9 protein-coding genes are annotated in these 12,309 nt (G+C 60.8%); 4 read left to right on the top strand and 5 right to left on the bottom strand.

Features of this window, described 5'->3' with window-relative positions:
- Nucleotides 1-147 precede the first annotated feature (147 nt).
- The 4 genes from HX807_RS30470 (at nucleotide 148) to HX807_RS30455 (ending at nucleotide 5,453) form a co-directional block, all read left to right on the top strand.
- Nucleotides 148-1,038, top strand: a complete 891-nt coding sequence (locus HX807_RS30470; RefSeq protein WP_177052076.1) for a bestrophin family protein — start codon at nucleotides 148-150, stop codon at nucleotides 1,036-1,038.
- A gap of 75 nt (nucleotides 1,039-1,113) precedes the next feature.
- Nucleotides 1,114-2,172 (top strand): lipopolysaccharide assembly protein LapB, encoded by a 1,059-nt coding sequence (locus tag HX807_RS30465; RefSeq protein ID WP_177052074.1) that lies wholly within the window; start codon nucleotides 1,114-1,116, stop codon nucleotides 2,170-2,172.
- 111 nt (nucleotides 2,173-2,283) lie between these two features.
- Nucleotides 2,284-3,786 carry an ATPase domain-containing protein gene (locus HX807_RS30460; RefSeq protein ID WP_023658825.1) on the top strand — a complete coding sequence of 501 codons (1,503 nt, stop codon included), beginning with the start codon at nucleotides 2,284-2,286 and terminating at the stop codon, nucleotides 3,784-3,786.
- Nucleotides 3,783-5,453 carry an ATP-binding protein gene (locus HX807_RS30455; RefSeq protein WP_177052072.1) on the top strand — a complete coding sequence of 557 codons (1,671 nt, stop codon included), beginning with the start codon at nucleotides 3,783-3,785 and terminating at the stop codon, nucleotides 5,451-5,453. The genes HX807_RS30460 and HX807_RS30455 overlap by 4 nt, the downstream gene beginning before the upstream one ends.
- Nucleotides 5,454-5,483: 30 nt before the next feature.
- On the opposite strand, the gene HX807_RS30450 is transcribed toward HX807_RS30455, so the two are convergent.
- The 5 genes from HX807_RS30450 to HX807_RS30430 all read right to left on the bottom strand — a co-directional run bounded on the left by HX807_RS30450 (nucleotide 5,484) and on the right by HX807_RS30430 (nucleotide 12,036).
- Nucleotides 5,484-5,861 carry a response regulator gene (locus HX807_RS30450; RefSeq protein WP_003217591.1) on the bottom strand — a complete coding sequence of 126 codons (378 nt, stop codon included), beginning with the start codon at nucleotides 5,859-5,861 and terminating at the stop codon, nucleotides 5,484-5,486.
- 78 nt (nucleotides 5,862-5,939) lie between these two features.
- Complete coding sequence (locus HX807_RS30445) at nucleotides 5,940-7,133, bottom strand: hybrid sensor histidine kinase/response regulator (RefSeq protein WP_003217587.1); 1,194 nt, start codon at nucleotides 7,131-7,133, stop codon at nucleotides 5,940-5,942.
- The gene (locus tag HX807_RS30440) at nucleotides 7,127-7,726 is read right to left on the bottom strand and encodes a chemotaxis protein CheB (RefSeq protein WP_008431027.1); all 600 of its coding nucleotides are present in this window, start codon (nucleotides 7,724-7,726) and stop codon (nucleotides 7,127-7,129) included. The genes HX807_RS30445 and HX807_RS30440 overlap by 7 nt, the downstream gene beginning before the upstream one ends.
- Nucleotides 7,723-8,538 carry a protein-glutamate O-methyltransferase CheR gene (locus HX807_RS30435; RefSeq protein ID WP_003217583.1) on the bottom strand — a complete coding sequence of 272 codons (816 nt, stop codon included), beginning with the start codon at nucleotides 8,536-8,538 and terminating at the stop codon, nucleotides 7,723-7,725. Before HX807_RS30435 ends, HX807_RS30440 begins: the two co-directional genes overlap by 4 nt.
- Nucleotides 8,539-12,036 carry a response regulator gene (locus HX807_RS30430; protein ID WP_177052070.1) on the bottom strand — a complete coding sequence of 1,166 codons (3,498 nt, stop codon included), beginning with the start codon at nucleotides 12,034-12,036 and terminating at the stop codon, nucleotides 8,539-8,541. It abuts the gene before it with no gap.
- Between the last annotated feature and the right edge of the window lie 273 nt (nucleotides 12,037-12,309).

The raw sequence follows: 12,309 nt of genomic DNA, 5'->3' as shown, positions 1-12,309 counted from the left end.
CAGATCTGCTTTCGCTCTGGTCACCGAAAAAACGGATATGTACCCAATCCCGATAGACCCCACCAATCACCCAGTCAGCCCAAGCAATTGGACGCAACGCAAACATGCTTCTAACCTGACAGCCTGCGCCACCCAAGAAGCCCGCCCATGATCGTCCGTCCCAAACCCAACCTGCTCGGCATCCTGTTCTCCCTCAAGGGCTCGATCGCCAAACGCATTGCGCTGCGCAGCCTGCTGGTCACCCTCCTGGCCTCAGTCATCGTGCTGGTAGAAACCCTGCACCCGGCCTACTTTTCCAAGGTCAACGCCACACCCTTCACACTGCTGGGGCTGTCACTGTCCATCTTCATGAGCTTTCGCAACAACGCCTGCTACGACCGCTGGTGGGAAGGCCGCAAACAACTGGGCCAGATGATCATCGAGATCCGCTCACTGATCCGCGAAACCCAGGTCCTCAACCCTGCCGAACGCAAACACGTCCTGCGCAGCCTGTGCGGTTTCGCCCATGGCCTGATCGCCCGCCTGCGCCTGGAAGACGAAAGCCAGGCGATCAAACCGTGGGCCAACCCAGAACCCGGCCACCCGAACCTCCCCGACAGGATCCTGCAAGACCTCGGCGCCCGCTGCTCGAACCTCGCCGAACAGGGCCACATCAGCGACTGGCGCTACACCCAACTGGAAACCCGGCTGTACGGCCTGAGCCAGGTCCAGGCCTCCTGCGAGCGGATCAAACACACCCCGCTGCCCTTCCCCTACACCTTGCTGCTGCACCGCACCATCTACCTGTTCTGTATCCTGCTGCCCTTCGCCATGGCCGAGCCGCTGGGCTGGCTGACCCCAGTGTTCACCGCCATCGTCAGCTACACCTTCTTCGGCCTGGACGAAATCGGCGACGACCTCGAAGACCCGTTCGGCTTCGACGAAAACGACCTGCCCTGCAACGCCATCGTGCGCACCCTGGAGCGCGAGATTCTCGCCGCCCTCGGCGAAACCACGCTGCCGCCGGCCCTTGAGCCGATTGAGTTCGTGCTGACGTGATGCGGGTTTGACACTCGCGATAACCTGACCGAAGCTGATGGCTTTGCACTAGCTGCCCAGCTTTCGGACGCCTGCATGTCAAAGTCACGCCGTTACTCCATCGTCGGCCTGTGCGCCCTGTTGTTTATTGTGCTGATCACCTGGTATTTCACCCGCACCACGCCGGTGGTGGTGCCCCCGGCCATCGCCCATGGTTACGCCAAGGCCTTGAAACAGGCGCACAACGGTGAACCCGGCGCTGCCCGGGTGCTGTATCAACAGTTGAGCCGCCCGGACCTCTCCGATGTGCGCCGCGCCGCCCTGCATGCCGAACTGCCCAACTACCCCAGCCCCCAGGCCCTGAAGCTGGCGGACAAGGACCTGGCCAACGACGCGCCAATGGTGCGCGAGGCGGCGATTCACAGCATTGTCGGCCTGGTGCCCAGCGGCCAGCGCACGCTGTTGCTCGGGCCACTGCTGGATGACCCCGAGCAAAGCGTCAGGTTTGCCGCGGCCAATGCCTTGCTCGGGCTGTCCCCGGATACCCTGGGCCTGTACTTCGGCCCGTTGCAGCAAGAGCTCGACGAATACGTAAAGCTGCTCAAGGGCCAACCCGAAAGCCCCGAAGGCTGGATCCAGCTGGCACGCCTGTACATTCACAGCGCGCTGTTGCCCGACGCACAAAACGCCCTGGAGCAGGCGATGCGCCTGCAACCGGACAACCTGCAAGCCGTGGTCGCGCAAATTGAACTGCTGGACAAGCAGGGCAAGGTCGACGAGTCCCGCCAACTCCTGGCCAAACAGTTGCAGGCCCACCCCGATTCGGCCTACCTGCAACATGCCCTGGGCATGTGGCTGCTGCACCATGGCGAGCGCGCCTTTGCCCTGCTCAGCCTGTCCCGGGCGGTGGAGCTCGAACCGAACAATCAGGATTACCGCTACGACCTGGCCACCACCCTGCACGCCCAGCAGGAGCTGGAGGCCGCCCAGCGCCAGCTGGAAGAAATCATCCAGCGCAACCCGGCCAATCGCAAAGCCAGGGTGCTGCTGGTCAATTACTGGAAGGAAACAGGCCAGTTGCAGAATGTGCAGGTGCTGCTGGCACAGCTTGAACAGCAGAACCCGGACGACCCGGCGCTGCAACAGGGCCTGTAAAAGCGGTATTTGATACAAAACGTTGAACCGCCACACGGCGCCAAGGTCAAGTAAATATGGCGCGCCCCAGACGGCGCTGCCGACTACTTATTTGTGACCCGAGGGCACTTCTTGTCTACATCCAAAGAGCTGTTCACAGCAAAGGCGGCCACCGGTATTGAAGGTCTGGACGACATTCTTGCCGGAGGGCTTTCCCGTAGCCATTTGTTCCTGCTGGAAGGTGAACCCGGCACCGGTAAAACCACCGTGGCCCTGCATTTCCTCCAGGCCGGCGCAAAAAACGGCGAACGATCGCTGTACATCACCCTGTCGGAAACCGAGCGCGAGTTGCGCCAGGGTGCCAAGTCCCATGGTTGGGACCTGGACGAACACATTCACATCTTTGAACTGACTCCCCCCGAAAGCCTGCTCAACGCCGAGCACCAGCAAAGCCTCCTGTATTCCTCGGACCTTGAGCTGGGCGAAGCCACCCGGCAGATTTTCGAAGTGGTGGAACGGGTCAAACCTACCCGCGTCGTGATCGACAGCCTTTCGGAAATCCGCCTGCTGGCGCAAAGCTCCCTGCGCTATCGCCGGCAGATCCTGGCGATCAAGCACTACTTCGTGCGCTACGACGCCACCGTGCTGCTGCTGGACGACCTGACCACCGAGTCCCTCGACAAGACCGTACACAGCGTGGCCCACGGCGTGATTCGTCTCGAAGAACTGACCCCCAACTACGGTGCCGAGCGCCGCCGCGTGCGGATCGTGAAGTACCGTGGCCAGAAATACCGCGGCGGTTTTCACGACTTCACCATCATGGAAGACGGCGTACATGTGTTCCCGCGCCTGGTGGCAGCCGAGCACCGTGGCGGCTACAACCGCCAGACCCTCACCAGCGGCATCCGCGAGATGGACGCCCTGTTGGGCGGCGGGATCGAGACCGGTTCCAGCACCTTGATCCTGGGCCCGGCCGGTACCGGCAAATCGCTGATCTCAATGATCTTTGCCGCGGCAGCCGTCTCCCGGGGCGAAAAAGCCGCGCTGTTCATTTTTGACGAAGAGCTGGGCCTGCTGTTCGAGCGCATGAAGAACATGGGCATCGACCTGGAGGCTCTGCAAGGCACCGGCAACCTGCTGATCGAACAGGTAGACGCCGCCGAGTTGTCCCCCGGCGAGTTCTCCCATCGGGTGCGCCGCTGTGTGGACGAACGCGGGATCAAGACCGTGGTGATCGACAGCGTCAACGGCTATCAGGCCGCGATGCCGGAAGAGAACGCGTTGATCCTGCACATGCATGAACTGCTGCTGTACCTCAACCGCCGTGGCGCTGCGACCTTCATGACCGTCGCCCAGCACGGGCTGGTGGGGGACATGCAGGCGCCGGTGGACATTACCTATCTGGCCGACACCGTGATCCTGCTGCGTTACTTCGAAGCGCTGGGCAAGGTGCGGCGCGCTATTTCGATCATCAAGAAACGCACCGGCAGCCATGAATCGACCATTCGCGAATACCGCATCGGCAGTCGTGGCATGACCATCGGCGAACCGCTTGATGCGTTCCAGGGTGTATTGCGCGGCGTACCGACCTACATGGGCACCGACAACCCGCTGCTCAAGGATGAAAGTTCATGAGTGGCCTGCCGGCCATTTTCGAACGGGCGATCATTCTGGCGCCCCTGGGTCGCGACAGCTCCCTGGCGTTGATGATGCTCAATGAGGCTGGTTTCAACGGCATCATCGCCAGCCATTTGCAGATGCTCTGCGAGGAGCTGGAGCACGGTGCCGGCTTGCTGGTCATTGCTGCCGAAGCCCTGCGCGGTATCGACCTGGAACCGCTGGTCACGTACCTGCATCAGCAACCGGCGTGGTCAGACCTGCCGATTGTGCTGATGACGCACCACGGCGGCAGCGAACAGAATGGCTCGTCGCACCTGAGCACCTTGCTGGGCAACGTGACGTTCCTGGAGCGCCCGTTCCACCCGATCACCCTGATCAGCCTCGTGACCACGGCGCTGCGCGGACGTCGTCGGCAATACGAGGCCCGCGACCGGCTGATCGACCTGAGCCAGAGCGAACAGCGCCTGCAAAGCACCCTGGAAACCCTTGAGCAACAGGTGGAAGAACGCACGGCGCAGCTGCGCAATAACGAAGAAGCGTTGCGCCAGTCACAGAAAATGGAAGCCGTCGGCCAATTGACCGGCGGCATCGCCCATGACTTCAACAACATGCTGACCGGCATCATCGGCAGCCTGGAACTGCTGCGCAGGCGCGTGGCTCGGGGCCGCACCGAAGACCTCGACAGCCTGATCGACCTGGGTGTCACTTCAGCCAACCGCGCGGCCGCCCTGACCCACCGCTTGCTGGCGTTTTCCCGTCGCCAGTCGCTGGATTCAAAACCGGTACAGATCAATCAATTGGTGAGTTCGATGGGTGAGCTGCTGCAACGCAGCCTCAACGAAAGCATCACCCTGGATATCCGCCTGACCGAACAGTTATGGACCGCCGAAGTCGACCCCAATCAACTGGAAAGCGCCCTGCTCAACCTCGCCATCAATGCCCGGGATGCGATGCCCAACGGCGGCAAACTGGTGGTGGAAACCACCAACCGCCACCTGGACAGTGTGTTTACCGCAGCCTACGGCACCCTCACCCCTGGCGACTATGTGGAACTGAGCGTCAGCGACACCGGTTGCGGCATGCCCGAGAGCGTGATCAGCCGTGCATTTGACCCGTTCTTCACCACCAAGCCCATCGGCCAGGGCACCGGGCTGGGGTTGTCGATGATCTACGGGTTTGCGCGCCAATCCCACGGGCATGTGTCGATCCACAGTGTGGTGGGCCAAGGCACCACCGTCAGCCTGTTCCTGCCGAGGTATGTCGGCGAGGTCATTGCAGATGAACCGCTCAACCCGGCATTGCTGCCGTTCGCCAATGCCGGCGAGACGGTGCTGATCGTCGAGGACGACCCGGCCGTGAGAGTGCTGGTCAGCGCCGTGCTGAGTGAACTGGGCTATGCCTTCGTCGAAGCCGGTGATGCCGACAGTGCCATGCCGATCATCGAGTCCAGCCAGCGCATTGACCTGCTGATCAGCGACGTTGGCCTGCCCGGCATGAACGGCCGGCAACTGGCGGAGATCGGCCGGCAGGTGCGGCCCGAGTTGAAGGTGTTGTTTATTACCGGCTATGCAGAGCATGCGGCTGTACGGGGCGGTTTTCTGGACCCGGGCATGCAGATGATCACCAAGCCGTTCACCTTTGATCTGTTGACGGCAAAGGTGAGGGAGATGATCAAGGCTTGAAGAGGGAGTGTGCTCCCTCTTCTCAAGACGTTAAGCCAACAGCCGCTGGATATGTTCCTGCAACGTATCCAGGTCAAACGGTTTGGCCAGGATCGGCGCATTGCGCGTGATCGGGCTGTTGCAGTCGAGAATCTCCTGCGGGTAACCGCTGATGAAGATCACTTTCAATTCCGGTCGCAGCTTGATCGCAGGCTCGGCGATCTGCACCCCGGAAATGCCGCCAGGCAGGCGGTAGTCGGTCACCATCAGGTCCAGGTGCGGCTTGGTGGCCAGGATTTCAAACGCCTGCTCACCGTCAATCGCCTTCAACACCCGATACCCCAGGCCCGCCAGGTACTCGCCCAACACAAACATAATCGATTCGTCATCTTCGACGATCAGTACAACATCTTGTGCATCTTCACTCATGGGAAGCCTTTGTCCGGTCAATTGCTGCTGATACGACCATGGGGTCACGCAGAGGTTGCGTCGGATTTGCGAATGATTTCATGCCCCGGCCTCCAGGGGCAGGCAGACGCGGAACAGCGCGCCCTCGCCTATCCGGCTTTCCACTTCAATGGTCCCGCCGTGGGCCGCGATAATCTGCTCGGAGATAAACAACCCCAGGCCCAGGCCCGCCACGGCATGGTTGGCCGACACGCGTTCGAACTGTTGGAAAATACGCTTCTGGTTGTCTTCGCTGATGCCGATCCCGTGGTCACGTACTTCTACCCGCGCTTCGCCATGCTCGGCGTACACCCGCACTTCCACCGGGCTCTTGGCCCCGTAGCGCAAGGCGTTGGTCAACAGGTTGGACACCACCTGTTCGATACGGAATTCATCCCAGTTGCCTACCACCGGCCCTTCCTGGACCCAGGCCACCGAAGACTCCGCCGCCGCCACCTGCGGCGCAAAATTTTCCAGCAGGTTGTGCACCAGTTGCGTGAGGTCAAAGCGACCGGGGCGGATCGACAGCTTGCCCGTGCGAATGCGCGACACGTCGAGCATGTCTTCGATCAGGCGAATCAGGCTCTGGATCTGCCGCTCATCGCGGTCGACCATGGCGTGCATCTTGTCCAGGGTAAACGCCGCGGCGTTGTCCCGGGCAAGGTGCATCTTGCGCAGCTGGGTTTCCAGGATCAGCCCGTTGAGGGGCGTGCGCACTTCGTGGGCGACGATCGACATGAAGTCATCGCGCATGCGCACGGCCTGCTCCAGTTCGGCCTGGGTGGCCTGCAAGCGCGTGAGCAAGGCTTCCTGCTCGCGCCGGCTTTGCTCCAGGGCTTCAACCTGCTGCTTCATCGCCTTGCTCTGGCGGTACAGGTCAACGAATACGTTGACCTTGCTCTTGACCGCGTGGATATCCAGCGGCTTGTGCAGGAAATCCACGGCGCCGCTTTCGTAGCCCTTGAACGCATAGTTGAGCTCACGGCCGGCAGCACTGACAAACACGATGGGAATGTTCTTGGTCTTTTCGGTGCCGCGCATCAGCTCGGCCAGCTCGAAGCCGTTCATGCCCGGCATCTGCACGTCGAGAATGGCCATGGCGAACTCGTGCTCCAGCAGCAGCGACAAGGCCTCGTCGGCGCTCAATGCCTTATAGACCTGGCGGTCCTCGCGCTTGATCAGCGCTTCAAGGGCCAGCAGGTTTTCCGGCAGATCGTCGACGATCAGCAGTTTGGCCTGGACAGTACTTAACATGGGGAGGATTCCAGGGAAGCCAGCAAGGTGCCGATGCGGCTCAAGGTGAGGATATGGTCAGGTTCATGCAGCGCCAGGGCGGCCCGGGGCATCACGGCGACGCGGGCCTCCAAAGGGTCCTGCACCACCGTGGTACCGCCGCTCTGCTTGACGTGGGCCAGGCCCCGGGCGCCGTCCTGGTTGGCCCCCGTCAGCAAAATCGCCAGCAACCCCTTGCCGTAGACATCGGCGGCTGAATCAAACAGGTAGTCGATTGCCGGGCGGGAATGGTGCACGCGGTCCTCCTGGCTCAGTGACAGGCTGCGGTCGTGCTCCACCGACAGGTGATAACCGGGGCCGGCAAAATACAGGGTACCGGGCTGGATCACTTCCTTGTCCCGCGCTTCCACCACCTTCATCGATACGCGTCGGTCAAACACTTCCGCCAACTGGCTGCGGCGCTCGTCCGGCAAATGCAGCACCGTAATGATCGGCAGGCCGAAGCTCGCCGGCAGCTCGCCAAAAATGCTCAGCAATGCCTCGACACCGCCCGCGGAAGCGCCGATCACAATGGCCTCGATCCCGGATACCGGGCTGGCAGTAGCTTCATTCATAATTTTCGGTAGATCCGTTCTTGCTTGACCAGGGGTTCGAACTGTTTGCTGTAGGCGGAAAAATCCAGGGTTTCCTTGCTGCCCAGTACCAGGAAGCCGCGGTGACACAGCGATTCATGGAACAATCCAAACGCCCGATCCTGCAACTTTTTATTGAAGTAAATCAATACGTTGCGACAGGAAATTAATTGAGTTTCGGAAAACACGCTATCGGTCGCCAGGCTGTGATCGGCAAACGTCACGTTCTCCCGCAGGGTCTTGTCGAAGATCGCATGATCGTAAGCCGCCGTGTAGTAATCGGCAAACGAACGCTGGCCACCGGCCTGCTGGTAGTTGTGGGTGTAGGCGCGGATGTTCTCGAGGGAAAAGATCCCCTGCTTGGCTTTTTCCAGGGACCGGGGGTTGATGTCGGTGGCGTAGATGATGGTGCGTTCCAGCAGGCCTTCCTCACGCAACAGGATGGCCATCGAATACACCTCCTCCCCGGTACTGCAGCCCGCGATCCAGATCTTGATCGACGGGTAGGTCTTGAGCAGCGGCACCACTTCCTTGCGAATCGCCAGGAAGTGCGAGGGGTCGCGAAACATTTCGCTGACCGGAATCGTCAGGAACTGCAGCAACTGCATGAACGCCGTCGGGTCATGCAGCACCCGTTCCTGCAAGGCCGAGATGGTGGCGCAGTCGAACTGACGCAACGCATGGGCCACGCGGCGTTTGACCGAAGCGCCGGAGTAGTCGCGAAAGTCGTAGCTGTACTTGAGGTAAATCGCCTCAATCAACAAGCGCAGTTCGATGTCAGTGCTTCGTTCCAATTAAATCCGTTCCATCTTGGGTAGCCACACGCGAATCAATGAAAACAACCGGTCCAGGTCGATGGGCTTGGCCAGGTAATCGTTGGAGCCTGCCGCCAGGCAGCGCTCCTGATCGTCCTTCATGGCCTTGGCCGTCACCGCGATGATCGGCAGCTTGCGCCAGCGCGGGTCCTGGCGGATCAAGGCGGTGGCCTCGTACCCGTCCATCTCCGGCATCATCACGTCCATCAGTACCAGGTCGATGTCATCGACTTCATTGAGTTTCTCGATCGCCTCGCGGCCATTACGGCCGATCACGACAATCGCGCCCTTGTGCTCCAGGGCACTGGTCAGGGCGAAGATATTGCGTACATCGTCATCCACCAGCAGGATCTTGCGGCCCTCGAACACCTTGTCGCGGCTGCGGGCAGTCCTGAGCATTGTCTGGCGTTCATGGGACAACTGCGATTCGACTTTGTGCAGAAAGAGTGTCACCTCGTCCAGCAGGCGCTCGGGGGAACGCGCGCCCTTGATGATGATCGAGCGCGAATACTTGCGCAGTTCGGCCTCTTCATCGCGGGTCAGGTTGCGCCCGGTGTAGACGATCACCGGCGGGAACGAGCAGATGTCCTCGATGGACATGCGCTTGAGCAGCTCGTTGCCGAGCATGTCCGGCAGCTTGAGGTCGATGATCATGCAGTCGTAGATGTGGGTGCGCAGCAGGTCCAGGGCCTCCTGGGCGAAGCCTACGGCGGTGATCTCGATATCATCGTCGCCGATCAGGCGGGCAATGCTGTCTCGCTGAAGGTCATCGTCTTCCACCAGCAGCACACGCTTGACCTTCTGCGTCAGCTTGGCTTCCAGGCGGGCGAACACATCCTTGAGCTCTTCGCGGGTGGTCGGCTTGACTGCATAACCCACGGCGCCCATGTGCATGGCGGCTTCGACGCGGTCTTCCACGGAAATCACGTGCACCGGGATATGGCGGGTCCCGGCATGTTCCTTGAGACGTTGCAGCACGGTCAGGCCGGAATGGTCCGGCAGGCGCATGTCCAGCAGGATCGCGTCGGGAATGTACTGTTCCGCCAGGGCGTAGCCTTCGTCTGCGCCATGGGCCACCAGGCAGTGGTAACCCAGTTCATGGGCGAGGTCGAAGAGGATGCGGGCAAAGTTGGGCTCATCTTCCACCACCAGGATGCAACGCGTGGCGAACGGAGCCTTGTCGCGGTCATCGATAAAGCGCGGGATCTGCGCTTCGTGGGCGATCGGCATCGGCGACACCTTGATCGGCGCCGGTGCAGGCGCAGGGGCCACCGCGCGCGGCTGTTCCAGCGCGGGGGTGTCTTCGTCACGCTCTACATAGTGCTCGGGCACCACCAGGGTAAAGATACTGCCCTGGCCAGGTTCGCTGGTGACGCTGATATAGCCGCCCAGCAGGTTCGCCAGGTCCCGGGAAATCGACAGGCCCAGGCCGGTACCGCCGTAACGACGGTTGGTGGTGCCATCGGCCTGGCGGAAGGCCTCGAAGATGCTTTCCTGCTGGTCCGGGGCGATGCCAATCCCCGAGTCGCGTACGGTAAAGGCGATGCCCTCCCCCGGTGCCCGGGATACCGACAGGCTGACCTCACCTTTCTCGGTGAACTTGATGGCGTTGGACAGCAGGTTCTTCAGAATCTGCTCCAGGCGCTGGCGGTCGGTGAACAGCATGTGTGGCGAGCCTTCCTGCACCTCCACCTGGAACCCGAGCTTGCGGTCGGCCGCCAGCGGCTCGAACATGCCGCGCAGCCCATCCACCAGGCGCGCAACGCTGGTGTTCTCCGGGCGCATTTCCAGCTTACCGGCTTCGACCTTGGAGATATCGAGGATGTCATTGATCAGGTTGAGCAAGTCGTTACCGGCCGAGTAGATCGACTCGGCGAACTTGACCTGTTCGGCGCTGAGGTTTTCCTGGGGGTTCTCCGCCAGCAACTTGGCCAGGATCAACGAGCTGTTCAGCGGCGTGCGCAGCTCGTGGGACATGTTGGCGAGGAATTCGGACTTGTACTTGCTGGAGCGCTGCAACTCGTCGGCGCGCTCTTCCAGCTCGATCTGTACGCGGTTGAGCTGGACGTTCTTCTGGTCCATGGCATCGCGCTGCTCGGCCAGGGTCTGGGTCTGTTCGGCCAATTGTTCGTTGGTCTGTTCCAGCTCCGCCTGTTGGGTTTCCAGGTGGGCCTGGGACTCCTTGAGGATGCGCGACTGTTCTTCCAGCTCTTCGTTGGCCGTCTTGAGCTCTTCCTGCTGCACTTGCAGCTCTTCATTGAGCTGCTGGGTTTCGGCCAGCACTTCTTGCAGGCGCTGGCGATAACGCGCGGCTTCGATGGAGGTGCCGATGTTGTCGGCAATCAACTCCAGCAGTTCGACATCACGGTCATCGAGTGCACGCAGGAAACCCAGTTCGATCACCCCGTTGACCCGGCCATCATCGCTGGTCGGTACCACCAGCACGCTGCGGGTCGCACCTTCGCCGAGGCCGGAACTGACCTTGAAGTAATCCACCGGCACATCGTCCAGGCGAATCAGGCGGTCCTGCCGGGCCGATTGGCCGACGATGCCTTCGTCGTTGTAGATCGACTGTTCCTGCTGCTCCTGCTCGCGGGAGAAGCCATAGGTCGCCACGCGTGTGAGGCCGCCGTGCTCTTCACGCACGTACAACGCCGCCACCGCCGAGCCCATGTACTGGGCAAAGAACTGCAAAATGTTGCGCCCCAGCAGGTTCAGCGTCAGTTGGCCAAGGACCTGCTCGGCCAGCTCGGTCTGGCCGTTGCGCAACCAGGCTTGCTGCTCGAGGCGCTTGGCGATCCTCTGCTGCGACATCAGGTTTTCGCTGTAACTGTTTGAAAGTTCTAGAAGATTCTTTCGGCCGACATACGCCAGGAAGCCACTCAGGCCGAGCACAAACACCAGGTACAAGGTGACGCTGATGATCGTGGTGCGGGTAACGTCTTCATTGCGGGTGATGCGGAACTGTTGCTCCATCGCCACCGCCCGGTCGTACTCCTTGCGAATCTCGTCCGTCAGGCTCTTGCCACGCCCGGCTTTCACGGCGGTGCGGTAATCGCCGTTTTGCCGCTGCATGTCAATCATCGACTGGGCGTAGGTGTTCCACGCCTGTTGCAACGATTCCAGACGCTTGAGCCGGTCCACCTGCTCCGGATTGTCCGCCACCAGTGCCTGCAAGTTGCGCAAGTCGGAAATGATCCGCGGCTTGGCCACTTCGTACGGGTCGAGGAAATGCTCGTCACCGGTAATCAGGAAGCCGCGCATGCCGGTTTCCAGGTCCACGGTCAGTTTCGAGGTTTCGTTGAGATTGTTGATTACCCGGTCGGTGTGTTCGACCCACTGGATCACCGACAACAGGTAGGTGATCAGAACGACGAAAAACACCGCGCTGAGCACGCCAACGCCCAACGGCAGTGCCACGTTGCGGCCCAGCAATTTACGGAAGCTTTTCTCATCGACAGACGACGCGGGAGTCATGGGCATGCCTTGGCCAATACGGAAAAACGAGGAGTTTGCCCCAAAGTTGCGCCTGAGCGCTATTTTTCTGCTACCCGTAGCGACATGGATTACATAACCCATTGATAAATAGACGAATGGATGTGTTTTTAACACTCGGCAATTGACTTTCCTGCTTACATGGGAACCGAAGTGAGCCTGGAACGTTGTGTGTGGGCCGCCCCACCCAAAGGGGTGCCGTGGGGAACAGGGAACCTCCTCGGAAAAGGCGCGTATCTCCTAATAAAACAGGTA

Origin of the sequence: Pseudomonas sp. D8002 (assembly GCF_013385695.1) — a bacterium.
Lineage (GTDB): Bacteria > Pseudomonadota > Gammaproteobacteria > Pseudomonadales > Pseudomonadaceae > Aquipseudomonas.
Note: the sequence above shows the minus strand (reverse complement) of the source record. Positions and strands in the feature narration are given on the sequence as shown.